Here is a 23,897-nt window from a genome sequence, read left to right as displayed (position 1 = left end):
ACACCAACAAATAAATTTTGGTGCCCGGAGGCGGAATCGAACCACCGACACGAGGATTTTCAATCCTCTGCTCTACCGACTGAGCTATCCGGGCGACGAGGTGTATTAAACGTGTTTTCGCGTTCTGGGTCAACATTAAATTGCAAAAAAAGTATTGTTTGATGTTTTTCTATACTTAGTGGGTTGTTTTTGTTCATTTAGAGCGAAAAACCTAGGTCTAGCATGCTCTAAAAGATAGTAAAAGTACGGTTAACTACACTGAATGGGCGTCGAAATAAAAATAGCACGTATGAAAACGTGCTTTTATATTTAAGAATTTTGCTGAGAGTTTAGTGTTTTACTTCAAACCTATTAACCCAAGCTTCTAATTCGTTAGAAAGAGAGGCTAGTGTTTGAGTGCTGTTATGACTTTCTGTCACTACATTACTCAATTGGTTGCCACTTTCTTCGATCATATTGATACGCTTCGAAATATCATCACTCACCTGAGTCTGTTCAGCGGCGGCTATCGCGATTTGATGACTCATTGATGAAATAGACTCTAACACTACAACTATCTGTTGTAGTGCTTCAGAGGCATTCTGGGACTCCGTTACGGTGCTTTCACACACTTCCATAGTTTCTATCGCGTTACGAGAGCCTTCTTGAAGGTTATTGATCATTAGCTGGATTTCTTTCGTGCTTGATTGTGTTCGACCAGCAAAGTGGCGATCTTCATCTGCTACAACGGCAAATCCGCGGCCTTGTTCACCAGCGCGCGCAGCTTCAATTGCCGCATTTAGCGCTAGAAGGTTAGTTTGTTCCGCAATATCACCGATGACGTCTAATACCTTCACGATGTTATGTACATCGCAGTCTAAGTTAGCGACGGCTTCACTTGCTGTGCTGGCCTTGGATGTTATCTACCGGTTGTGAATCAGGCGCTGAGTATGTTGGCTCTGTTTATCGGCCTCATCGGTATTACGAGCAGTATCGCCAGCTGAATCAGCAACGTTGTTGGCTGAAGAGACCATTTCCGTCATAGCTGTCGCGATCATCTCAGTCGACTTCAGTAAGAATGCTGTATGCGCTCTTAAATAGCTCTGTCACAGGAGCTTTGTTGTCCATGTTACTAAGCGACTCTCAGGTCCATAAACCAGTAGCAGTTAGCGCCAGCAGAGCGATCAAGGTGATGCTCGATAATAAGTAAGCTTGCGTTTTTAATTTAATATTTTCCTGCGTAGCGATTCAATAATTAGTATTAGATATAATTCATCGAACCTCAATCTAAGTCGTGTGGGGCAGATATTAGAAAGATATCAAAACATGATAGAGATTAAATTTTCGAAGAAAAAATAACAAGATGGAGTTCTGTTATTTTATGTGGTGATTTAAGGGATTAAAGACAATGAATTTTTGCAGGAGTTGGTCCAGTTTGTTTAGGTATGATTTACAGAGTGAAGAAACTGGTGCTGTAGTGAAAGGCTGGAAGCATGAATTTTAATTTATTGGGACTTATAGAGTGTTAGAGCCGAGCTGATATGTATGTCGAAGAGAGTTTTAACTTTTGTTCAAATGAAAAAAAGCCAAGTCTTTCGACTTGGCTTTCTTGAATGTGGCTCCCCTTGCAAGACTTGAACTTGCGACATACGGATTAACAGTCCGCCGTTCTACCAACTGAACTAAAGGGGAATTATTTGTGTTTAACAATGTTCTTTAAGATATGAATAATCTATAAAGACTATTATTTGTCAAGTGCCAAATAATGGTGCCTCGAGGCGGAATCGAACCACCGACACGCGGATTTTCAATCCGCTGCTCTACCGACTGAGCTATCGAGGCAAAAGAATGGTGCCGACTACCGGAGTCGAACTGGTGACCTACTGATTACAAGTCAGTTGCTCTACCTACTGAGCTAAGTCGGCACACTAAATTCTTTGCTTTAGAGAGTAAACTCTCTAACTAAAACCTCATATAAAATGAAGTTCTTGAAAATGGCTCCCCTTGCAAGACTTGAACTTGCGACATACGGATTAACAGTCCGCCGTTCTACCAACTGAACTAAAGGGGAATTACTTGTCTCAACATCAGGTCTGTAAAGACCATTATTTGTCAAGTGCCAAATAATGGTGCCTCGAGGCGGAATCGAACCACCGACACGCGGATTTTCAATCCGCTGCTCTACCGACTGAGCTATCGAGGCAAAAGAATGGTGCCGACTACCGGAGTCGAACTGGTGACCTACTGATTACAAGTCAGTTGCTCTACCTACTGAGCTAAGTCGGCACACTAAATTCTTTATGCTTTCGTTCGTGTTGCTACTCCTTGTTAAAGAGTCATGACACCAACAAATCAAATTGTGGTGCCCGGAGGCGGAATCGAACCACCGACACGAGGATTTTCAATCCTCTGCTCTACCGACTGAGCTATCCGGGCAACGGAGCGCTATTAAACGGATTTTCTGCATAACCGTCAACACCTTTTTTGAAAATAATTAAAAAAAACGTTCGTTAGTTGTTTTTTTATTCAAAAGTGAGGCTTACGTTTACCTTGGTTAAAATCTTTCTTGAATTTTGTTACTTTTTCTAAGTATCGACGCGACTCTTTGTTTGGATGTTTCTTTGTCAGTGCCCAGTAAGCTTGACTGGGTTGCAATGAGTTTAAGTCACGCATTGCCCGTTTTCTGTCCTTACTGAAGGTATTGAGTACCCCACCAGTGCCACCGTTGTATGCTGAGATCATGCTGTATTCGAGTGTGGTTGGGTGTTGCACGTCCTTCAAATAACGATTTTTAAGGATGTAAAAGTACGCAGTGCCAGCATCTATGTTGTTTTCTGGATTGAATAAGTACTCAGGACTCGGCTCTCCAGGTTTCTTTTTGACGAGCTTAAAGACATCTCGGCCTGCCGCTTTTGGGACCACCTGCATAAGACCATAAGCATTCGCCCAGCTCACGGCGTATGGATTGAAACTGCTTTCTGTTTTGATGATTGCGTAAATCAAGTCTTCAGGAATGTCATAACGTTGAGATGTGCGACGAACGATGTCTGCGTACTTATAGCTTCGTTTGCTGGCGTGATCGGCCACCATTGGAATCTCGACGTAATACGCTTTTTTAAAGTCGACTTCCTTGGTTTTTAGATTATTGGCGATTAGGTAATCAGCAAACTTATTAGCGCGCCATGTCCATTGGATAGGCTTCTTATCTTGATCAACGACTTGGTTATAGAGGAAAGGTTGACCTTCTAACTTGATGTTTTTGGAAGAGAATAGATCGACATTCGCAGGATCATCTGGCGTTAAAAGTGTCGTCATTATTGCATTTTTGAGGTGCTTTTTAGGATCCGTTGAAGAGACGGTTTCAACTGTGATTAGACCTTGGCTAAAGTTTACTTCTGAACGACTCAAGTAATTATCTATGTATTTCACATAGTTACTCTTGCCCGCCATCTTTATTTCACTGCTGCCCCAACGTTTTTGGATATTACCAGAAAAGCTATTAATTAAAGAATCTAACGCCCCAGTGTCTTTTTCAAATTGACCGGGTAGCTCCGCTAAATTACTGACAAATCGGTTGGTTGGTTCGTAGTTAACATCATATATGCTTTCGACAAATTCACGACTGCACCCAGTTAACAACATGGCTGTTAGGAAGTAACTTAGCTTTTTCATAGTTCCTCATACAAAAATGACATCGCAGCGTTAACCATGATGTCATTAAAATTTGCTTAAATAAATGTCTTATTCGCTTGGTGGAGTGTAGCCATCAATAACGACATCTTTACCTTCGAAAAGGAAGTTAACCATCTCAGTTTCAAGAAGTTTACGATGTTCAGGATCCATCATGTTTAGCTTCTTTTCATTGATAAGCATGGTTTGTTTGCTTTGCCATTGTCCCCAAGCTTCTTTAGAGATGTTGTCAAAGATACGCTTACCTAAGTCACCTGGGTAAAGTTGAAAATCTAGGCCTTCAGCATCTTTTTGAAGGCGAGCACAAAATACAGTGCGGCTCATAGTGGTTCCTCTTATCATGTTCGTTGATTCAAACGTCGTCGTTCAGTTCAAAGGGTAGGCTCTCAATAAGCTGCTTTACAGGAGCGGCTAGGCCAATTTCTTCCGGTTTTGATAAGTTATACCAGAGACCTTTAGTCCCTTCCATTATCAAAACTGGTTGTTTATCTAATTTTACTAATACAGGCGTGATATCTAAGTGGTAGTGGCTGAAAGTATGTCGAAACGCAATCATGGTCTTGATCGAATCTGTTTCATTGTCTTTGATTGAACGAAGATCTAACTGATGTTCGATCTCTGCGTTTTCATTTTGAGGGAAACAGAATAGTCCTCCCCAGATACCCGATTGAGGGCGTTGTTCGAGCCATACTTGATTGTTGTGGTACAGAATCACAAACCATGTTTCTTTTGTTGGCTTTTCTTTCTTTGGTTTCTTGCCAGGAAAATCGAGCTGTCTATCGAGCTTCTTAGCTTCACACATGCTTTCAATCGGGCATAAGGTACATTTAGGCTTGCTACGGGTACAAACCATCGCGCCCATGTCCATCATGGCTTGATTGTACTTATCAACATCTTGATTGGGAGTGTGTGCTTCTGCGTGTTCCCACAACTGGTTCTCGACTTTCTTTTGCCCCGGCCAACCTTCAATTGCAAAGCTTCTCGCCAAGGTGCGCTTGACGTTACCATCAAGAATCGCGTGAGGAAGCTTGTGAACAGAAGATAGTACTGCAGCGGCAGTAGAGCGTCCAATGCCCGGTAGCGCGTTCATCTCTTCGATAGAAAGCGGAAACTCACCACCGTATTGTTCGGCAACAATTTTGGCAGCCTTATGTAAGTTACGAGCTCGCGCGTAATAGCCAAGCCCTGTCCATAAGTGAAGCACCTCATCTTGTTCGGCGTTCGCTAGGTCAATAACCGTTGGGAAACGTTCTAAGAAGCGTTTGTAGTATGGAATGACCGTGGCGACTTGAGTCTGCTGAAGCATGATTTCAGATAGCCAAACGGTGTAGGCGGTTTTGTTTTGTTGCCAAGGTAATTCTTTACGCCCAAAGGCGTCATACCACTTTAATATGGCGGTTGCGAAAGGAGTCACGACATGCTCTATGCTTTGCTATTATTAGGAGTGAAATTGCACCACACTTACGGTTGGATGTAAAACAGACAAATTGTGTGGGAATTTATCCACGGAAAGACTTGCACCGGAGGCAATTCTTTGGATAATCCCCGCTTTGATTAATCAATGTGCAGGCAAAAATCAATGAGTGAAGTGACCACTAACGAATATACTGAAGACGGCAAACTGGTTCGTAAGATCCGTAGTTTTGTTCGCCGCGAAGGCCGCTTAACAAAAGGCCAAGAAAACGCAATGAACGAATGTTGGCCAACAATGGGTATCGACTACAACCCAGAACTTCTTAATTGGAAAGAAGTGTTTGGCAACGACAACCCTGTTGTACTAGAAATTGGCTTCGGTATGGGTGCATCACTGGTTGAAATGGCAAAGAATGCGCCTGAGAAAAACTTCTTAGGTATTGAAGTTCATAGCCCAGGAGTTGGTGCGTGTTTAGGTACAGCTCGCGATGCTGGCGTAACTAACCTGCGTGTAATGTGTCATGATGCAGTTGAAGTATTTGAACACATGATCCCAGACAGCAGCCTGCATTCACTGCAACTGTTTTTCCCTGACCCATGGCATAAAGCTCGTCACCACAAACGTCGTATTGTTAAGGCTGAGTTTGCAGAAATGGTTCGCGGTAAGCTGCAACTTGATACTGGTATTTTCCATATGGCAACAGACTGGGAAAATTACGCAGAACATATGATTGAAGTGATGAACGTAGCTCCAGGCTTCAAGAATATCGCTGAAGATGGGGATTACATTCCTCGTCCAGACGAGCGTCCGCTAACTAAGTTTGAAGCGCGTGGCCACCGTTTAGGTCATGGCGTTTGGGACATTAAGTTTAAGCGTACTAAGTAATTCTGAATCAAATTAAGTGAAGGTGGATCCGACTTAGGATTAAACCCTACACTTTATGGGATTGATTAAAGCCAACATTATTGTAATGTTGGCTTTTTTGTCCTTAGGCTTTTATTGCGATAAAGGTTTAAGGACAGAAAATAATGTCACACCCCCTAGAAGAATAACAATAAAGAAGTAAGTACACATGAAACCAACTCAAGCTATTTTGGCCGAGATTTTAGATGAAGTTCGCCCTTTAATTGGTCAGGGAAAGGTCGCAGATTATATTCCTGCATTGGCTCGCGTATCAAACCAGAAACTGGCGATTGCGGTATACACCAATGAAGGTGAAGTTATTCAAGCTGGCGATGCCAATGAAGCCTTTTCTGTGCAATCAATCTCTAAAGCTTTAAGCCTGACGTTGGCTATGGTGTTGTATAAGCCTGAAGAAATATGGCAGCGAGTAGGGAAGGAGCCTTCAGGGCAAGCCTTTAATTCGATGATTCAGCTTGAGATGGAGCACGGCATCCCCCGTAACCCGTTTATTAATGCTGGCGCGATTGTCGTGGCTGACTTATTACAAAGCCGTCTATCAGCACCAAGACACCGTTTATTAGAATTTGTGCGTCAGTTATCAGGTGATACTCATATTGTGTATGACAAGGTTGTAGCGGCTTCTGAGATGATGCACAGCGATCGTAATGCTGCTATCGCTTATTTGATGCGTTCATTTGGTAATTTTGAGAACGATGTTATCCCCGTACTCAACAATTACTTTCATGCTTGTGCGCTTAAAATGACCTGTGTGGATTTAGCGAAGACTTTTAGCTATTTGGCAAACAAAGGTGTGTCAGTTCAGACCAAGAAAGAGATCATCACGCCAGTTCAAACCAAACAGCTGAATGCTTTGCTTGCGACATGTGGTTTGTACGATGGGGCGGGAGAGTTTGCCTATCGTGTTGGTATGCCAGGAAAGTCTGGTGTCGGTGGCGGGATTATTGCGATTGTTCCTGGTGAAATGACGATCGCGGTTTGGTCTCCAGAATTAGACGCTTCGGGTAATTCACTGGCGGGAACTCAGGCTTTAGAATTACTCTCTGAGCGCATTGGTCGTTCTATTTTCTAAAAGCGCTTTTACGTTGGGGTTCTACATTTGCAAGAGATCCTCAACTCACTCATCCTTCGCTCTTGAGGATGACGGTGTTGTTTGTAATTTCGACGCTCTCGCTTTAACTCTATTTTTTTCGGCGCACCGGTTAGAAAAAGGCTGACCCTAAAGCCAACCCTTACTCAATACTTATCGAATATCGAATATCGAATATCGAATATCGAATATCGAATATCGAATATCGAACTACTCGTCTTCCTCAGCCATAAAGGCTTCAAGCAGATCATTAAGGAACAGCTTTCCTTTTTCAGTGATCTGCCAATGGCTGTCGGTTTCATTAAGATAACCGAGCTCTTTGGCCCACTCTATCGTTGGCTGAATCGAATCAAACTCTAACCCAGTTGTATCAATGAAGTCTTGTTTTGGACATGCTTCCATTAGCCTAAAGCGGTTCATGAAAAACTCAAAAGGGCGGTCCTCATTAGGGACTTCAAGTTCATCCGACAGATAGGGCTTCACCAGATTCTGATACGCTGCTAGGTAGCCTCTAGGGTGTTTAACCTTAGTGGTGCGAACAATACGTCCATCTGCAAAGCTCAGCTTGCCATGAGAGCCACAACCAATACCTAGGTAGTCACCAAAGCGCCAGTAGTTGAGATTATGCTGACACTGATATCCTGGCTTGCTGTAGCCTGAAATTTCGTACTGTACATAACCTGCATCTGCAAGCTTCTTATGGCCCAAGTCGAAGATATCCCATAGGTCATCATCGTCAGGCAGTTTGGGCGTTTTGTAATAGAACATGGTGTTAGGTTCTATTGTTAGCTGATACCAAGACAAATGTGGAGGATCGAGCTCGATCGCTTTGTCCAAATCAACCAAGGCCTGATCAATGCTTTGATCGGGTAAGCCGTGCATTAGATCTAGGTTGAAGCTGTTCAATCCGATTTTATGCGCTAAGTGAGCTGCGTTGACCGCTTCATCTTGACCATGAATACGACCAAGCCTTTCCAGTTTCTCTTGCTCAAAACTTTGTACGCCTACCGAGATTCGAGTGATTCCTGCCTTTTGGTAACCAGCGAAACGTTCTGCCTCTATAGTACCCGGATTGGCTTCCATGGTGATTTCTATTTCAGGTTTGAACGGGATGCGTTGTTCAATACCTTGTAGTAATCGACCTATTCCTTCTGGAGAAAATAGACTCGGTGTGCCGCCACCAATAAAGATCGAATGCAATGGGCGAGGTGCGCTATTGAGTTGGTATTTTTCGATATCGGTATCGAGATCCTCAAGCAGTGCATCAATGTACTCTTTTTCAGGAATCTCGGCTTTGAGAGCGTGAGAGTTAAAATCACAATACGGACACTTTTGTACACACCATGGGATGTGGACATAAAGGCTAAGTGCGGGTGGTATAAGCGCTGCATTGTGCATTACAGAGCTTGCTCCTTGAGAGTCTTGAATAATGACGCGAGGGCTTTTCCACGGTGTGACAGTTGCTTCTTGCGTGACGATTTAAGCTCTGCTGAGGCGCAGTTATCTTCTGGTACAAAGAATACAGGATCGTAGCCAAAGCCATTTTTACCGTGTTCTTCAGTAAGAATGCGGCCCTCCCATTTACCGTGACACACCAATGGTGTTGGATCGTTTTCGTGACGCATTAGCACCAACACACAGTGGAAGCGGGCGGTACGCTTTTCAGTTTCCACACTTTGCATTGCATCTAACAGCTTTTCGATGTTCTGCGTATCAGTCGCTCCTTCACCTGAGTAACGCGCTGAGTAGATACCGGGTGCACCATTAAGGTAATCAACTTCTAAGCCAGAATCGTCAGCAATGGCTGGTAGTCCCGTCTCTTTCGCAGCGTGGCGAGCTTTGATGATGGCATTTTCAATAAAAGTTGTTCCCGTTTCAGCAACTTCTGAAACGTTAAACTCACTTTGCGCGACAACGTCGAAACCAAACTCAGACAGAATATCTGCCATCTCGAGAACTTTGCCTTGGTTGCCTGTTGCTAAAACAATCTTAGTCATAGGGATGTGGCTCTAATAAGTTAATGACTAGAAAAGTGAGCTTTGAAGCTACTCTTCTATATAGAATTTTTGTGTGAAACGCAGTGGACCTGTGCCTTTCAAACCTGCGTTAACATCAATATTAAAAGTGATGTTCTCTTCGTGAGTGACCGGAAACTCAGCAAGATAATAAATCGCATCGCCTTCCTTTATTTCACGGAAGTTAAGCGTGCGGGTGTTACCTACTAGGTTGCGTGCTGTTCCCGTAATTTTAGCCGTTGTTGCAGGCTTGCCTAAAGAAGCGTTGTCTAGCACGCTGATATTTAGAATCGCTGAGTATCCGTTTCGTTTTAATTTATATTGCTTAGCAACCTGCGCAGTTAAAAACGTGGAATTGAAAGCCGAGTAATGAACCTCGACATCCTTGATACTTTTAAATTGTCCTGCCGAGCTTGGTAGGGCAATCAGAGCGGTGAGTAGTGCTGTTATCCATAGACGCATAATGACTCCAATAAATAGCAAAAAGCCATCATAGGATGGCTTTGACTTCAGTTGGGATCTGGCTTGGTGAGCATATTCGAACTTGCTTATGCCGACCGAGCTCTCCCTTTTCTATCTTAATTTGCCCTTTAGCGACCTTAAATTGTTTCGCAAGGTATTTCGCTAAGTGAGCATTTGCTTTGCCATCAACCGGTGGTGCAGTAATGGCAATTTTCAGTTCCTCTCCGTGCAAGCCGACAATCTTGTCTCGGCTTGCTTTGGGTTAGATATAGAGCCTAAGAATAATATCGTCTTCTTCGGCCCAAACTGCTTTTGGCATCGTCAAAGTACCTGATGTTCGTGCTTGAATTATAGCTGATACCAAATAGGACCGATCATGTCGCCCATTAGGAAGTTCGCAAATTGTAGAACAATGAACAGAACGAGCACACTTAGGTCGAAGCCACCCATATCAGGAAGGATACGGCGAATCGGCGTTAACATTGGTTCTGTTAACTGATGGAATACGTATTCGATTGGGCTACGGCCTTGGCTAACCCAGCTCAGAATTGCACGGATTAGCAGAACCCAGAAAATTAACCCACCAGCCGCTTTGAGCAGAGATAGTGCGCCAAAGATCAGGAAGCTGATATCAAATACAGCCGCACCTCCAGAGATAATCAAGTTTAGGGCGACGAACTTAAGTACACACAGCACGTAAGCGAAAACAACAGTCGCCAGGTCAAGGCTGCCTATTGATGGAATCACTCGGCGTAGTGGGGCAACAACCGGTTGTGTCGCTTTTACGATAAATTGTGAGAATGGGTTGTAGAAATCTGCACGTGATGCTTGTAGCCAGATACGCAAGATCACAACCATGATGTAAAGATCAAAAACGGTCGAGATCAGAAAGCTCATCGAATTCATATTGTTTCCTTTTTCGGATTTACTTGCCGCTAGGTATAACCCGAACGACACAATGCTTTTGTACTGTAACGAGTATTAAAACAGTTTTTCCATCTCTTCAGCTCGAGCAACCGCCGCTTGCATGGCTTTCGCTACGATGTCTGATAGTTGATGGTCGTTAAACGTTCGCAATGCTTCTGCGGTCGTTCCGCCTTTTGAAGTTACTTGCTCACGCAGTGTTGATAATTCAGTATTTGGATTTGCTACTACCATCTCTGCCGCGCCTAATGCAGATTGCTGCACTAATTTACGAGCGGTTTCTTGGTCAAAACCTTGGTTAATTGCTTCAGCTTGCATCGCTTCCATAAACAGGAAGAAGTAAGCCGGAGCACTCCCCGCTGCCGCAATGATGTTGTTGATACCAGACTCTTGTTCAACCCAGCTTACCTCACCTACGGCTTGCATTAGCTGAGAAGCAAAGTCTTTATCATCTTGGCTGACCGTTGAATCAGCATAAAGGCCGCTCATCCCTTTACCAAGCAGTGATGGCGTGTTTGGCATCACACGTACCAGGTTCAGTTGGCAGTTTAACATCTCATTGAGTCTATTCGCATTAATACCCGCTGCAATTGAGATAACCAGTTTGTTGCTAAAGTCGATGCTTTGTAAGGGTTTACATACATCAGCCATCATTTGTGGTTTCACTGATAACACCACAACGTCTGCTTGCTCTACTGCGGCAATATTATCGCTGGTGGTATTGATGCCGTATTCTTGCTCTAACGGCAGCCTTCTGGTGTCTGAAGGTGCTGTTGCAGTAACCTTTTGCGCTGGGTAACCACTCGCCACTAAGCCCGCTATAATTGAGCGAACCATATTTCCCGCCCCAATAAAGGCGATGTTCTTATGTTCCATATATAAAATCCTGAGCGTGTCGCTGCGCAGTTAAAGCGAAGCGGTATCAATACTTATCATCGACTTTTGGTCGCTGACTATTTGCTATTTCGCGTAATGACGAGCACCGAAAATAGCCGTTCCAATACGAACCATTGTGCTACCAGCCTCAACTGCCGCATCCATATCACCACTCATGCCCATCGAAAGGGTATCGATGTTTGGATACTTCCCGGCTAGCTTGTCTTTAAGCTCTGCCAGTTGCGAAAATGCATTAAGCTGTGATTGATAGTCAGATACGTTTGCAGGAATCGACATCAATCCTCTTAAGGTGAGGTTAGGGAGCGACGAAATCAACTCTGCGAGTGCAAAAACTGTCTCTTCTGACGTTCCTGACTTCGAATCTTCACCACTGGTGTTTACTTGAATGAGTACTTGTAGAGGTGGAAGCTCGTTTGGTCGCTGATCATTAAGCCTTTGCGCGATTTTATCGCGATCGACAGAATGCACCCACTGGAAGCTTTCTGCGATAGGGCGGGTTTTATTGGATTGAATTGGGCCAATAAAATGCCATTCTAAATTTAGGTTAGAATGTTGTTCTGAAAAGTGTTTTACTTTATCGACACCTTCTTGAACATAGTTTTCACCAAAGGCAACTTGGCCTCCGAGTGCGGCTTCTAGAATCGCATCAATAGGTTTCGTTTTACTGACGGCTAAAAGTTGCACGGAGTCTGGAGCTCGTCCGCACTTTTGCTCAGCACTACGAATCTGTGAGGTGATTTGTTCGATATTTTGTTGAATACTGCTCATAGCTGACTTTACTTAAGGGAAAATAAATGGATATCACTGAGTTACTAGATTTTAGTGTAAAGCATAACGCGTCAGATCTACATCTTTCTGCGGGTGTATCTCCAATGGTACGTATAGATGGTGAAGTAAGGAAGCTTGGAATACCAGCTTTGAGTCATGCTGATGTGCATCGTTTGGTTTTTGAGATCATGAGTGATTCACAACGCGGTGAGTTTGAAGAAAAACTGGAAGTAGACTTCTCTTTTGAATTACCTAACGTTGGTCGATTCCGTGTTAATGCTTTTAACCAATCTCGTGGCTGCTCTGCTGTATTTCGTACCATTCCAGTAGAGATTCCTACCCTTGAACAGCTAGGGGCTCCTGAGATCTTTGAAAGAATATCTAATTACGAAAAAGGTTTAGTCTTGGTGACAGGGCCGACGGGTTCGGGTAAGTCGACAACTTTGGCTGCGATGGTAGATTACGTTAACCGTAACCATAATAAGCATATATTGACGATTGAAGACCCGATCGAATTTGTTCATACCAACAACAAATGCTTAATCAACCAACGTGAAGTGCATCGCGATACTCATAGCTTCAAAGCGGCGTTGCGCAGTGCGTTACGTGAAGACCCAGACGTTATCCTTGTTGGCGAGCTTCGTGACCAAGAGACGATCAGCTTAGCGCTAACCGCAGCAGAAACAGGCCACTTAGTTTTTGGTACTTTGCATACCAGTTCTGCGGCAAAAACCATAGACCGTATTATCGATGTATTCCCAGGTAGCGACAAAGACATGGTGCGTTCAATGTTGTCTGAATCGTTACGTTCGGTGATTGCCCAAAAGCTGTTAAAGCGTGTTGGTGGCGGTCGTGTGGCTTGTCATGAAATTATGATGGCGACACCTGCGATCAGAAACTTGATTCGTGAAGACAAGGTCGCGCAGATGTATTCGATTATTCAAACGGGCGCGGCACATGGTATGCAGACCATGGAGCAAAATGCGAAGCAGCTGATGGCTCAAGGCTTGGTTGATTCAGAAGAGGTCGAGAAAAAGATCGAAATTGAAACCTCAATGTTTTAATCAAGGTGAACAAAATGGAATTGAATCAAATCCTTGAGGGGATGCTATCTCAAAAGGCTTCGGATCTTTATATCACTGTTGATGCGCCAATCCTGTTTCGTGTGGATGGTGAACTGCGATCTCAAGGCGAGAAATTGAATTCGGCTCAGGTCGCACAGTTGCTTGACGCGATGATGAATCAAGACCGACGTGATGAATATCAGCAAACGCGTGAGGCTAATTTTGCCATAGTGCGTGATTTTGGTCGTTTTCGTGTGAGTGCATTCTTTCAACGAGAGCTACCTGGAGCAGTCATTCGACGTATCGAGACTAACATCCCAACCTTTGAGCAACTAAAGCTTCCTGATGTACTGCAAGACCTTTCAATCGCAAAGCGTGGACTTGTGCTGGTGGTTGGGGCGACGGGCTCTGGTAAATCAACCTCAATGGCTGCAATGACGGGTTATCGCAATACCAACCGCTCGGGGCATATATTGACGGTTGAAGACCCGGTTGAATTCGTTCACGAACATAAAAAGTGCATCGTAACTCAACGTGAGGTTGGGCTAGACACCGAGAGCTATGAAGTCGCGCTTAAGAACTCTTTGCGCCAAGCACCTGATATGATTTTGATTGGCGAAATCCGTAGCCGTGAAACCATGGAATACGCGATGACCTTTGCTGAAACGGGTCACTTGTGTATGGCAACTTTGCACGCTAATAACGCTAACCAAGCGTTAGAACGTATTCTCCATTTGGTACCGAAGGAACAAAAAGAACAGTTCTTGTTTGATCTGTCGATGAATCTACGTGGTGTGGTCGCTCAGCAATTAATCCGAGATAAGAATGGCAGCGGTCGTCATGGTGTGTTTGAGATTCTACTCAACAGCCCACGAGTGTCTGACTTGATTCGCCGTGGTGAGTTACATGAGCTAAAAGCAACGATGGCGAAATCGAAAGAGATTGGGATGCAGACTTTTGACCAAGCTTTGTATGACCTGGTCATTGCTGGCAAGATTAGCGAAGAGGGTGCGTTCCACAGTGCCGACTCGGCTAATGATTTGCGCTTGATGTTAAAAACCAGACGTGGCGATGATGACTACGGAACTGGTGCGTTGGCTGGCGTTAAGATTGATATGGGGTAGAAGCTATAGGCTCTAAAGAAGAACGCCTAAGATTAAAAACTCAGGCGTTTGCAGATGCGTATTCAATTGTCATTATTTTCGTTAAGAATATTGTGCTTCAAACCAGCTCTCTAAAATGACGACTGCAGACTGGTTATCGACATTACCTTTGCTTAGCGCTTTATAGCCACCCATTTCAAAAAGGTCGGCCCTTGCTTCTGTCGTAGAAAGTCTTTCATCATGCAGTTCAACATCCACACCAAAGCGACCTTTAAGACGGTTAGCGAACTTCTTCGCTCTGGGTGTAATGGATGCTAGATCTTTACCATGAAGGTCGGTAGGAAGGCCAACCACAATAAGATTTGGCTGCCATTCCTTAATTTGCTTCTCGATATCGTCCCAATTTGGGATGCCATCTTTGGCTTTAAAGGCTTTTAAAGGACTTGCTGTGCCAGTAATTTCTTGTCCGATCGCGCTGCCGATACTTTTCGTACCGTAGTCAAATGCCATAATTGTTCGTGACATGGGGCTTCCAAATTTATCTGTGTTTGAGAGTGTTTATTGAGTTGAGTTAAGCATGGCCTGCGTCTGCTGAAAGCTGAGTAGCATTAATACCTAACATTTGTACCGCAACTTTCCAGCGGTCTGAGATTGGCGTGTCGAAGATGACCTTTGGATCGGCCTCAACGGTTAGCCATGAATTCTCGGTCAGTTCAGTCTCCAGCTGGCCAGGCTCCCACCCAGAATAACCAAGTGCAACCAGATAATTGATAGGTTCATCTTCGGTTCCTAACACCATCAAGATATCTTTTGAGGTCGTTACCGAAATTTGGTCCGTCATATTAATGCTAGACTGATAGCTGCCTTTAGGTTTGTGCAAAATAAACCCGCGGTCTTCTGCTACAGGCCCACCATTTAATACGGGCTTATCAAGACTTGCTTGGTTGGATTTTGGTTGCTCAGAATCAACCTCAACTCGTTTGAGCATAGTGCCGACAGTGACATCGATAGGTGCGTTGATCATCAAACCCATCGCGCCTTCGTCATTGTGCTCACAAAGGTAGATCACCGAATTTTGAAAGTACGGATCTTTCATTCCGGGCATAGCGACCAGAAAGTGGTTCGTTAAATTCATAGAGCCTCCTGCCAGTGTGTTCCCAGTAAAGGAAGAAGAGCGGCGTAAAGCCGCTCATTGATTCTGTGTCTAAATATTTGCGAATAGCTAAGACTTTCTTAAGTTTAGGCTATTTAGCGTTAACTCGACGCTCGATTGCATCCATTAATTTACCTGTAACTGAAATATCAAAAGCAGCTTCAATTTCACGGATACAAGTTGGGCTCGTCACGTTAATCTCAGTTAGCTTGTCACCGATAACGTCAAGTCCTACGAAGATTAGTCCTTTCTCTTTTAGTGCTGGAGCAACCGCTCGTGCGATAGCCCAATCAGTTTCACTTAGAGGGCGAGCTTCACCAGTACCGCCAGCCGCTAGGTTGCCTCGAGTTTCCCCTTTAGCCGGAATACGCGCTAGGCAGTAAGGCATTGGCTCACCATCAACCACAAGAATACGCTTGTCACCGTTGCTGATGTCTGGAACAAAGGTCTGTGCCATTGCGTAGTTCTGACCGTGGTTAGTCAAGGTTTCAATGATCACTGATACGTTTGGATCTCCCTCCTTAACACGGAAGATAGATGCGCCACCCATACCATCAAGTGGTTTTAGGATCACGTCACCGTGCTCTTCTCGGAATGCTTTAATTTTTTCAGCTTTACGAGTCACGATGGTGGTTGGTGTCAGTTCAGGGAACCAAGCCGTGAACAACTTCTCGTTACAGTCACGTAGGCTTTGTGGCTTGTTGACGATCAGTGCACCGTTCTCTTCAGCACGCTCAAGAATATAAGTTGCGTAGATGTACTCAGTATCAAACGGAGGATCTTTACGCATCAATACCGCATCTAAATCGGATAGCGCGATAGTTTGTTCTGATTTGAATTCGTACCAACCGTTTGGATCTTCTTTTAGTTCAACAACCTTAGTGTCAGCAATGGCTACGCCTTGATCTAAATGTAGATCATCCATTTCCATGTAATGGATTTCGTAACCACGACGCTGAGCTTCAAGCATCATGGCAAAGCTAGAGTCTTTTTTGATGTTAATGGATGAAATTGGATCCATTACGATGCCAAGTTTGATCATTTTTTTCTCCTAGCCTAGATCGCCAAAACGGACTTGTAAGGCAGTAATTGCGGTTAGAGCTGCTGTCTCGGTACGAAGTACACGTGGGCCGAGTAGCGTCTCTTCAAATTTGTATTGTTCTGTCATACCGATTTCTTCAGCTGACAGTCCGCCTTCCGGACCGATCAATAGGCGCACCTTACTGATGGGTTCTGGAAGGGTATTGATTGAGTATTTTGCACGAGGATGCAGGTTTAGCTTCAACGCTTCACTCGGTTCGCTGCACCACTCTTCAAGTTGCATGATTGGGCGAATAACCGGAACCGTATTGCGACCAGATTGTTCACATGCTGCGATAGCAATCTTTTGCCACTGCGCGAGCTTTTTCTCGAAGCGTTTAGTATCCAGTTTAACGCCACAGCGCTCTGAAATCAGCGGGGTAATGGTGTTCACACCAAGCTCAACCGATTTCTGAATCGTGAATTCCATTTTGTCGCCACGTGAAATCACTTGGCCTAAATGTAAGTCTAACGGAGATTCGCTGCTACGCTCGATACGCTCAGTAACATTAACTGTGACGTTCTTTTTTGATACTTCAGCAATTGTCGCAGGGAATTCAGCGCCACTGCCATCAAATAGAAGAACATCTTGACCTTCTTTCATACGAAGGACTCGACCAACATGACCCGCGGCATCTTCGCCTAAAGCGAATGAACCTAACTGATGAATGCGTTCTGGGTGATGGATACGAGGGATTCTCATGCTGGTAAACCTATAAATAGTGTCATTTGGGTATTTTGTCTCTGCCTAACATGGATGCTTTTAGTTGAAAAAACAAGGGTAGAGCGAGAGTTTCAGAGGCAATTCTGAAACTCTTGTTTGAGATGGAGGCAATTGGAGATGTTGGTTGCCTGAGTCGTGTTATTTACAAGCAGGGAAAACAAATGGGTTGTGATTACCTTGGATCGCATAGATTCGCTCATCACGAGTACATTCCCACTTATCGACAGGAAACTGATTGTTCCACGCCATCATCAGGTTGCTTTGTTGTTTAGATAGCTTAAAACCATATTCTTGGCTCATATAAAGATAAGTGCGAGCGATAGATCCTTTTGCTCTGTCTGGCGGCATAACTTTACGCTGCTTGAAGTTGACCTGCATTTCACACTGGCCATAGCTCACGCCATCCATTCCATTCCACTGGCTGAAGTTGTAGTTCGAACGGTCGCCATTTACTTCACCAATGGCTGGCGTCAGGTTGTGAAGATCGGCTTCCATTGATTTGAATATTTTGTCATTGCGAGTACAGTTCTTACGTCCGCCATCCTGCCAGCACTGACGCTGGTGGCCAAATTGCCAAGCTGGAACTACGTGTTCCCACTCAATACGTGAAGCGCGTTTTTGCTGTTTTCTCACTTGATAACCACAGCCATCGAGGTCGGGGATACCTTTCTTTTTGTTTTTCCAAGTAATATCACAACCACAATAAAATGAAGTCGGGTGATCGAGATAAATCTTCACGGCTTCTTTTTTTGCTTTGGAGAAAGAGCTTGGTGGAGCGGCGAAAACGCATTGGGTTACCAGTAGGCCAAATACTATTGATAGGTAAAAATACACCGATAGGCTAAATGCTTTTGAAGTGGTTTTTTGCATAGAAGAAGACTGATGAAAGTATGATAAACAACAGTCTATCACTCAAATGTTAGTTCTCTCTATTACATTTATTTTCGTTACTTTGTGAGCTTAAGAGTTAGCTCAATTGAAGACCGGTAAAAGCTAAGGTTTGTTGGCATTGTTGGCAACGATAAGTTGATTGGTTGCGGATGACTTTGTTGTGTCGTCGTATTGACAAGGAGTAAGTGGTGCAATCACAGCGGTACTCAAAGGTTTTACCCTGCACTGAGGTAATTTCTAAGCTGTGAGTCGTTTTGGCCGGTACATTGAATACCTTTTCCATCACGTATTTCCACTCATTCCCGTGAGGCCTAACTCGTCCGAAGACCTGATGTGTGATCAGATGTGCGAGTTCATGAGGCACGACTTCGTTAATAAAGGCGTCTTCATTTTCGCTGAATAGCACTTGGTTGAGTTTTATCTCGTTTAATTGGAGGTAGGCTTTTCCCGCTGCCTTTCCTCTTAACTTGTAAGTGACGGTTGGGCATGGAAATTCACGAGAAAAATGTTGACTAGCAATAGCTAGGCATTCGCCCAGTTTTTTATTTACTCGATGTTGTTGAGGGGGGTAAGACAAGCGTTGTTAACTCCAAAAAAAGCCTCAGCGTTTAAGCTAAGGCCTCATCATAACATTGCTCATCGATCGTGAAACGATTTAAACGTGATGTTTCTTTTTTATGACTTCGTGGTAAGCATGCCATGTTCCGTAGCCAAGTAATGGCATCGTGACAATCATACCCACACCGTAGGTCGCGAAGCCGACTAAGATACCTGTACCAATGATACCCGCCCAAACGACCATCGCAGGGATGTTTGATTTAACAGCGTTGAAGCTAGTAAAAATGGCACTCATTACATCTACACGTCTTTCCATCATCAATGGAATCGAAAATGCTGAGATGCTAAATATCAGGCTCGCGATAACCAACCCAATCACCGAACCCGTCATCAGGAATGGTGCAAACTCGCTTAATGGTGCGCCTTGTACGGAAGGGTAGAGTGCATGCAATAACGCAGCAATCCGCATCCAAAAGATCATTGCAACCATTAACACAATCGCAAAGGCCCATTGGTGGGTGGAGTTGCGAGTAATTGCTTTCATTGAGTGGAACAAGCTTGGGGAATGTCCTTTCTCTCTTTCCCAGCTCGCATCGTATAAACCCAAAGCAAGGAATGGACCTATCAACATATAGACTATCAAGCTTGGCATGATGACTAGGTGTGTTCCTTGCCATTGCACTAGTTGCACGATGGCGATGGCCGCAGCCATGAAGCACAAACCGTAAAATGCGCTGATTAATGGCATTTTCACTAAGTCATACAGTGCAAGCGATAACCAATGGAATGGGGCTGATATGCTTACTTGGTTACAAGGAATGGTGCGAGCATAATCCTGATCGCTGACCTTGTGTTTCTTATCGTTCAGTTCGGATGGGTGTACAGTACGAGGCATATATCCCCCTAGTTAAATAACGTCCTAGTTATAGTTCCATAAAGCTCAGTATTTGCGATCATATGAGGATTATGGTGTTGAGCTAAAATGCTCTTTTTCGTCCCAGTTACTGTTCTAGCGTGCATTTAACGAGAGCTATCAGACTGAATTACTTTGAGTTAAATGTGAGCTTGATCTCTTAGGAGCTACCTTAACTATTGTCAGTAGTGTTCGAAAACACAAATTATCGGTGAGTTTTTATACTAAGTGGTTAACGGTAAAGAAGACTTGGGCAGGGTGTTCTAGTAAGGAAAGGTTTGGTAAGTGCATAAAAATAAAGCCCTTACTAAGCAGTAAGGGCTTTAAAGAAATAAATAGCAGTAGCTAAATTATTTTAGGCCAGCGAAGTCCGCAAGGATTGCTGCTTTGTCAGTCGCTTCCCAAGGGAATTCTTCACGACCGAAGTGGCCGTATGCAGCAGTCTGCTTGTAGATAGGTTGAAGAAGGTTCAGCATCTCTTGAAGGCCGTATGGACGTAGGTCGAAGTTTTGACGAACGGCTTCAATGATGATTTCGTGAGCTACTTTCTCAGTACCAAACGTTTCAACCATGATAGATGTTGGATCTGCAACACCGATAGCGTAAGACAGTTGAATCTCACAACGGTCAGCCATGCCAGCAGCAACGATGTTTTTCGCAACGTAACGCGCTGCGTAAGCTGCAGAACGGTCAACTTTTGATGGATCTTTACCAGAGAATGCACCGCCACCGTGACGAGCTGCGCCGCCATAGGTATCAACAATGATCTTACGGCCTGTTAGACCACAGTCACCCATTGGGCCACCGATTACAAAACGGCCGGTTGGGTTGATGAAGAAGTTAGTATCTTTGTTGATCCACTCAGTAGGAAGTACTGGCTTGATGATCTCTTCCATTACCGCTTCACGTAGGTCAGGTGTTGTTACTGAATCACAGTGTTGAGTAGAAAGAACAACAGCATCGATACCAACGATTTTACCTTGGTCGTATTGGAACGTAACTTGGGATTTCGCATCTGGGCGAAGGAAGTCAAGCTTACCGCTCTTACGTACTTCAGCTTGCTTCTTAACAAGAAGGTGAGAGTAAGTAATTGGAGCTGGCATTAGGATTGGTGTTTCGTTAGTCGCGTAACCAAACATGATGCCTTGGTCGCCTGCGCCTTGCTCTTTAGGGTCTGCTTTATCAACACCTTGGTTGATGTCTGGAGACTGCTTACCAATTGTGTTTAGTACAGCACAAGAGTCAGCGTCAAAGCCCATATCAGAATGAACGTAACCAATTTCACGTACTGTTTCACGAGTGATTTCTTCGATATCAACCCATGCAGACGTTGTTACTTCACCGCCAACCATAACCATGCCGGTTTTTACGTAAGTCTCACAAGCAACACGTGCTTTTGGATCTTGTTCCAAAATGGCATCAAGAACAGCATCAGAGATTTGGTCTGCAATTTTATCTGGATGGCCTTCTGAAACAGATTCAGAAGTGAATAGGTGCTTAGCCATGAGAGCTCCACTTTTAGTTTAGTTTTTAGTTGCAAATAGTTAAATGCAAATAATTTCAGGCGTCGCAAGCTAGAAAGCGCCGCCATTAAATACAGTATATTTCGTAGGTGTTTCTACATCTAGACGGCTATTCTAAATTCCAGCGGTCGAATTACAAGCTCTTTTTTATGATATGTCATAACTAAACGTTTGCGTATCGGTCGAGATAAGGCATTCCTAAGTGATGTAAATGTTCGAAAATTGCGAAAAATGACCGTTAAAATGCCAGTAAAACGTTTGCAGTCGCTAAAGTCGTTTGAGAGAATACCCGCGCTAATAAAAATGAAAATTTTAGCATCAATCTTTTTTAAATCGCTTATGTACTCAGGAGCAGACATGCCTTCTCGTAAAGATCTAGCCAATGCAATTCGCGCACTCAGCATGGATGGTGTTCAACAAGCAAATTCAGGCCACCCAGGTGCACCTATGGGCATGGCTGACATCGCTGAAGTTCTTTGGCGTGGCCACTTGAACCACAACCCTGCAAACCCAGAGTGGGCTGACCGCGACCGTTTTATTCTATCTAACGGCCATGGTTCAATGCTGATTTACTCTCTGCTTCACCTTGCAGGTTACGAGCTTTCAATTGAAGACCTTAAAAACTTCCGTCAACTGCATTCTAAGACTCCAGGTCACCCAGAGTACGGCTACGCTCCTGGTATCGAGACAACAACTGGTCCTTTAGGTCAAGGCATCACTAACGCTGTTGGTATGGCAATGGCTGAGAAAGCACTGTCTGCACAGTTCAACAAAGAAGGCCACGACATCGTAGACCACTACACTTATGCATTCATGGGTGATGGCTGTCTGATGGAAGGTATCTCTCACGAAGCATGTTCGCTAGCAGGTACGCTAGGTCTTGGTAAGCTGGTTGCTTTCTGGGATGACAACGGTATCTCTATCGATGGTGAAGTTGAAGGTTGGTTCTCTGACGATACACCAAAGCGTTTTGAAGCATACGGCTGGCATGTAATCCCAGCGGTAGATGGCCACGATGCTGACGCTATCAACACGGCTATTGAAGCGGCTAAAGCGGATCCTCGTCCAACGCTTATCTGTACTAAAACTATCATTGGTTTTGGTTCTCCAAACAAAGCGGGTACGCACGACTGTCACGGTGCTCCACTAGGCGCTGATGAAATCACAGCAACTAAAGCAGCATTGGGTTGGGAACACGGTCCTTTCGAAATCCCAGCTGATATTGCAGCTGAGTGGAATGCGAAAGAAGCAGGCGCAATGAAAGAGGCGGCATGGAATGCTAAGTTTGATGCATACGCAGCTGCTTACCCAGAGCTAGCAGCAGAGTTCAAACGTCGTACTAACGGTGAACTTCCAGCTGAGTGGGAAGAAAAAGCAAATGCAATCATTACTGATCTTCAAGCTAACCCAGCCAACATCGCTTCACGTAAAGCATCTCAAAACGCACTAGAAGCGTTTGGTCAAATGCTTCCAGAATTCATGGGCGGCTCTGCTGACCTTGCGCCTTCTAACCTAACTATGTGGTCTGGTTCTAAGTCTCTTGAAGCAACTGACTTCTCTGGTAACTACATCCACTACGGTGTACGTGAATTCGGTATGACGGCTATCATGAACGGTATCGCTCTGCACGGTGGTTTCGTGCCATACGGCGCAACGTTCCTAATGTTCATGGAATACGCTCGTAACGCAATGCGTATGGCTGCTCTGATGAAAGTTCAGAACATCCAAGTTTACACGCACGACTCTATCGGCCTAGGCGAAGATGGTCCTACTCACCAACCGGTTGAGCAGATCGCATCTCTACGTCTGACGCCAAACATGAGCACATGGCGCCCATGTGACCAAGTTGAATCAGCAGTGGCTTGGAAGCTGGCTATTGAGCGTAAAGATGGTCCTTCATCTTTAATCTTCTCTCGTCAAAACCTTGCACAACAAGATCGTAACGCTGAGCAAGTAGCTAACATCGCTAAGGGTGGTTACATCCTGAAAGACTGTGAAGGCAAGCCAGAGCTAATCATCATTGCAACAGGTTCTGAAGTTGAGCTTGCAGTTGAAGCTGCTGTACAACTAACCGCTGAAGGCAAAGCAGTACGCGTAGTATCTATGCCTGCAACTGACGCATTCGACAAGCAAGACGCTGAATACCGCGAGTCTGTACTTCCATCTGACGTTACAGCGCGTATCGCAGTAGAAGCTGGCATCGCTGACTTCTGGTACAAGTACGTTGGCTTCGGTGGCAAGATTATCGGCATGACAACGTTTGGCGAATCTGCACCAGCAGGCGAGCTATTCAAGATGTTCGGTTTCACTACTGAAAATGTAGTAAACACAGCGAAAGAGCTTCTTGCTTAATCATTGATTGCTAGCCTTGTACTAACAGTGAAATGAAACAAAAAAACCGAGCGTTGAGCTCGGTTTTTTGTGCGTTTAAGCTAAGAGCAATTGTTTAGTCAAACTCCTTGCCCCAATTATCCTTCTCTTTGTTACCGCATACCTTACAGGTGACGTATCTGTCCATGTCATAGTATTGGCCACCATTAATAACGGTATGAGCAAAAAGTCTGATCCTACCTAACAGAGAAGTGTCTGTGTCGTAGTTGCTGGTTTTTCTTACAAGCATTTCACTATGCGGTGTTTTTTGTTCGCATTGTTTACAAAAGTGGTTTGCTGGGTATCCAGACATAATCATTTCCTTTGGTTGGTAAAAGTAGGTAAGAAACAGCCAATA

The 23,897-nt window shown here is 44.3% G+C and carries 24 protein-coding genes, 8 tRNA genes and 2 pseudogenes; 5 read left to right on the top strand and 29 right to left on the bottom strand.

Features of this window, described 5'->3' with window-relative positions; all coding sequences use genetic code 11:
- Positions 1 to 18: 18 nt before the first annotated feature.
- From ACMAZD_RS15160 to mutY, 12 genes and pseudogenes are all read right to left on the bottom strand, one after another.
- A tRNA-Phe gene (locus ACMAZD_RS15160) sits at positions 19 to 94 on the bottom strand.
- 235 nt (positions 95 to 329) lie between these two features.
- Positions 330 to 1,049: pseudogene (locus ACMAZD_RS15155) on the bottom strand (methyl-accepting chemotaxis protein); the annotation flags it as partial.
- 546 nt (positions 1,050 to 1,595) lie between these two features.
- Positions 1,596 to 1,671: transfer RNA gene (locus tag ACMAZD_RS15150), tRNA-Asn, on the bottom strand.
- 74 nt (positions 1,672 to 1,745) lie between these two features.
- Positions 1,746 to 1,821 (bottom strand) — tRNA-Phe (locus tag ACMAZD_RS15145).
- A gap of 7 nt (positions 1,822 to 1,828) precedes the next feature.
- Positions 1,829 to 1,904, bottom strand: a tRNA-Thr gene (locus ACMAZD_RS15140).
- A gap of 70 nt (positions 1,905 to 1,974) precedes the next feature.
- A tRNA-Asn gene (locus ACMAZD_RS15135) sits at positions 1,975 to 2,050 on the bottom strand.
- Between the two features lie 56 nt (positions 2,051 to 2,106).
- Positions 2,107 to 2,182, bottom strand: a tRNA-Phe gene (locus ACMAZD_RS15130).
- 7 nt (positions 2,183 to 2,189) lie between these two features.
- Positions 2,190 to 2,265 (bottom strand) — tRNA-Thr (locus tag ACMAZD_RS15125).
- A gap of 74 nt (positions 2,266 to 2,339) precedes the next feature.
- Positions 2,340 to 2,415 (bottom strand) — tRNA-Phe (locus ACMAZD_RS15120).
- A gap of 90 nt (positions 2,416 to 2,505) precedes the next feature.
- Complete coding sequence (gene mltC, locus ACMAZD_RS15115) at positions 2,506 to 3,651, bottom strand: membrane-bound lytic murein transglycosylase MltC (protein ID WP_435247817.1); 1,146 nt, start codon at positions 3,649 to 3,651, stop codon at positions 2,506 to 2,508.
- Between the two features lie 69 nt (positions 3,652 to 3,720).
- Entirely contained in the window at positions 3,721 to 3,993 is a 273-nt protein-coding gene (locus ACMAZD_RS15110) for an oxidative damage protection protein (RefSeq protein WP_004735465.1), read from the bottom strand.
- 28 nt (positions 3,994 to 4,021) lie between these two features.
- Positions 4,022 to 5,083 (bottom strand): A/G-specific adenine glycosylase, encoded by a 1,062-nt coding sequence (gene mutY / locus ACMAZD_RS15105; RefSeq protein ID WP_102276312.1) that lies wholly within the window; start codon positions 5,081 to 5,083, stop codon positions 4,022 to 4,024.
- Positions 5,084 to 5,248: 165 nt separating this feature from the next.
- Between mutY and trmB the strand changes: the two genes are divergently transcribed.
- Together trmB and glsB are read left to right on the top strand one after the other, a co-directional pair.
- Positions 5,249 to 5,968 (top strand): tRNA (guanosine(46)-N7)-methyltransferase TrmB, encoded by a 720-nt coding sequence (trmB, locus tag ACMAZD_RS15100; RefSeq protein WP_102276311.1) that lies wholly within the window; start codon positions 5,249 to 5,251, stop codon positions 5,966 to 5,968.
- Positions 5,969 to 6,155: 187 nt separating this feature from the next.
- Positions 6,156 to 7,076, top strand: a complete 921-nt coding sequence (glsB, locus tag ACMAZD_RS15095; protein WP_435247816.1) for a glutaminase B — start codon at positions 6,156 to 6,158, stop codon at positions 7,074 to 7,076.
- 228 nt (positions 7,077 to 7,304) lie between these two features.
- Here the strand turns inward: glsB and hemW are convergent, their stop codons facing one another.
- The 7 genes and pseudogenes from hemW to ACMAZD_RS15060 form a co-directional block, all read right to left on the bottom strand.
- Positions 7,305 to 8,492: a radical SAM family heme chaperone HemW gene (gene hemW, locus ACMAZD_RS15090; protein ID WP_435247815.1), complete on the bottom strand. Its 1,188-nt coding sequence runs from the start codon at positions 8,490 to 8,492 to the stop codon at positions 7,305 to 7,307.
- On the bottom strand, positions 8,492 to 9,091 hold the full coding sequence (locus tag ACMAZD_RS15085) for an XTP/dITP diphosphatase (RefSeq protein ID WP_435247814.1): 600 nt from the start codon (positions 9,089 to 9,091) through the stop codon (positions 8,492 to 8,494). The genes hemW and ACMAZD_RS15085 overlap by 1 nt, the downstream gene beginning before the upstream one ends.
- 48 nt (positions 9,092 to 9,139) lie before the next feature.
- Entirely contained in the window at positions 9,140 to 9,571 is a 432-nt protein-coding gene (locus ACMAZD_RS15080) for a DUF4426 domain-containing protein (RefSeq protein WP_435247813.1), read from the bottom strand.
- A 28-nt stretch (positions 9,572 to 9,599) separates the two neighbouring features.
- A pseudogene (gene yggU / locus ACMAZD_RS15075) lies at positions 9,600 to 9,890 on the bottom strand (DUF167 family protein YggU).
- Between the two features lie 29 nt (positions 9,891 to 9,919).
- Complete coding sequence (locus tag ACMAZD_RS15070; RefSeq protein WP_004735475.1) at positions 9,920 to 10,477, bottom strand: YggT family protein; 558 nt, start codon at positions 10,475 to 10,477, stop codon at positions 9,920 to 9,922.
- A 75-nt stretch (positions 10,478 to 10,552) separates the two neighbouring features.
- A complete protein-coding gene (proC, locus tag ACMAZD_RS15065; RefSeq protein WP_435247812.1) occupies positions 10,553 to 11,371 on the bottom strand; it encodes a pyrroline-5-carboxylate reductase in 819 nt (272 codons plus the stop codon).
- Positions 11,372 to 11,455: 84 nt separating this feature from the next.
- Positions 11,456 to 12,160: a YggS family pyridoxal phosphate-dependent enzyme gene (locus ACMAZD_RS15060; protein WP_435247811.1), complete on the bottom strand. Its 705-nt coding sequence runs from the start codon at positions 12,158 to 12,160 to the stop codon at positions 11,456 to 11,458.
- Between the two features lie 26 nt (positions 12,161 to 12,186).
- Here ACMAZD_RS15060 and ACMAZD_RS15055 point away from each other — a divergent pair, with 26 nt between their 5' ends.
- Together ACMAZD_RS15055 and ACMAZD_RS15050 are read left to right on the top strand one after the other, a co-directional pair.
- Positions 12,187 to 13,224, top strand: coding sequence for a type IV pilus twitching motility protein PilT (locus tag ACMAZD_RS15055; protein WP_004735478.1), 1,038 nt, complete (start codon positions 12,187 to 12,189; stop codon positions 13,222 to 13,224).
- A 14-nt stretch (positions 13,225 to 13,238) separates the two neighbouring features.
- Positions 13,239 to 14,348 carry a PilT/PilU family type 4a pilus ATPase gene (locus tag ACMAZD_RS15050; RefSeq protein ID WP_435247810.1) on the top strand — a complete coding sequence of 370 codons (1,110 nt, stop codon included), beginning with the start codon at positions 13,239 to 13,241 and terminating at the stop codon, positions 14,346 to 14,348.
- Between the two features lie 81 nt (positions 14,349 to 14,429).
- On the opposite strand, the gene ruvX is transcribed toward ACMAZD_RS15050, so the two are convergent.
- The 9 genes from ruvX to ACMAZD_RS15005 all read right to left on the bottom strand — a co-directional run bounded on the left by ruvX (position 14,430) and on the right by ACMAZD_RS15005 (position 21,528).
- Complete coding sequence (ruvX, locus tag ACMAZD_RS15045; protein ID WP_435247809.1) at positions 14,430 to 14,852, bottom strand: Holliday junction resolvase RuvX; 423 nt, start codon at positions 14,850 to 14,852, stop codon at positions 14,430 to 14,432.
- Between the two features lie 46 nt (positions 14,853 to 14,898).
- On the bottom strand, positions 14,899 to 15,462 hold the full coding sequence (locus ACMAZD_RS15040; protein ID WP_435247808.1) for a YqgE/AlgH family protein: 564 nt from the start codon (positions 15,460 to 15,462) through the stop codon (positions 14,899 to 14,901).
- Between the two features lie 109 nt (positions 15,463 to 15,571).
- Entirely contained in the window at positions 15,572 to 16,522 is a 951-nt protein-coding gene (gene gshB / locus ACMAZD_RS15035) for a glutathione synthase (RefSeq protein ID WP_004735482.1), read from the bottom strand.
- 9 nt (positions 16,523 to 16,531) lie between these two features.
- The gene (rsmE, locus tag ACMAZD_RS15030) at positions 16,532 to 17,263 is read right to left on the bottom strand and encodes a 16S rRNA (uracil(1498)-N(3))-methyltransferase (RefSeq protein ID WP_435247807.1); all 732 of its coding nucleotides are present in this window, start codon (positions 17,261 to 17,263) and stop codon (positions 16,532 to 16,534) included.
- 159 nt (positions 17,264 to 17,422) lie between these two features.
- The gene (locus ACMAZD_RS15025) at positions 17,423 to 18,154 is read right to left on the bottom strand and encodes an endonuclease (RefSeq protein WP_435247806.1); all 732 of its coding nucleotides are present in this window, start codon (positions 18,152 to 18,154) and stop codon (positions 17,423 to 17,425) included.
- A 97-nt stretch (positions 18,155 to 18,251) separates the two neighbouring features.
- Positions 18,252 to 18,752: a SprT family zinc-dependent metalloprotease gene (locus ACMAZD_RS15020; RefSeq protein ID WP_435247805.1), complete on the bottom strand. Its 501-nt coding sequence runs from the start codon at positions 18,750 to 18,752 to the stop codon at positions 18,252 to 18,254.
- Positions 18,753 to 18,830: 78 nt separating this feature from the next.
- The gene (locus tag ACMAZD_RS15015; RefSeq protein WP_435247804.1) at positions 18,831 to 19,628 is read right to left on the bottom strand and encodes a DUF2189 domain-containing protein; all 798 of its coding nucleotides are present in this window, start codon (positions 19,626 to 19,628) and stop codon (positions 18,831 to 18,833) included.
- Between the two features lie 368 nt (positions 19,629 to 19,996).
- Positions 19,997 to 21,151: a methionine adenosyltransferase gene (gene metK / locus ACMAZD_RS15010; protein WP_435247803.1), complete on the bottom strand. Its 1,155-nt coding sequence runs from the start codon at positions 21,149 to 21,151 to the stop codon at positions 19,997 to 19,999.
- Positions 21,152 to 21,270: 119 nt separating this feature from the next.
- A complete protein-coding gene (locus ACMAZD_RS15005) occupies positions 21,271 to 21,528 on the bottom strand; it encodes a hypothetical protein (RefSeq protein WP_435247802.1) in 258 nt (85 codons plus the stop codon).
- Between ACMAZD_RS15005 and tkt the strand changes: the two genes are divergently transcribed.
- Positions 21,527 to 23,521 carry a transketolase gene (tkt, locus tag ACMAZD_RS15000; protein ID WP_435247801.1) on the top strand — a complete coding sequence of 665 codons (1,995 nt, stop codon included), beginning with the start codon at positions 21,527 to 21,529 and terminating at the stop codon, positions 23,519 to 23,521. The two genes, ACMAZD_RS15005 and tkt, sit on opposite strands and share 2 nt — an antisense overlap.
- A gap of 94 nt (positions 23,522 to 23,615) precedes the next feature.
- Here the strand turns inward: tkt and ACMAZD_RS14995 are convergent, their stop codons facing one another.
- Positions 23,616 to 23,852, bottom strand: coding sequence for a hypothetical protein (locus ACMAZD_RS14995; RefSeq protein ID WP_435247800.1), 237 nt, complete (start codon positions 23,850 to 23,852; stop codon positions 23,616 to 23,618).
- Positions 23,853 to 23,897 lie beyond the last annotated feature (45 nt).

This window comes from Vibrio sp. nBUS_14 (assembly GCF_051201655.1).
Lineage (GTDB): Bacteria > Pseudomonadota > Gammaproteobacteria > Enterobacterales > Vibrionaceae > Vibrio.
The sequence above is the reverse complement of the archived record's forward strand: the minus strand, read 5'-3'. Positions and strand labels throughout refer to the sequence as shown.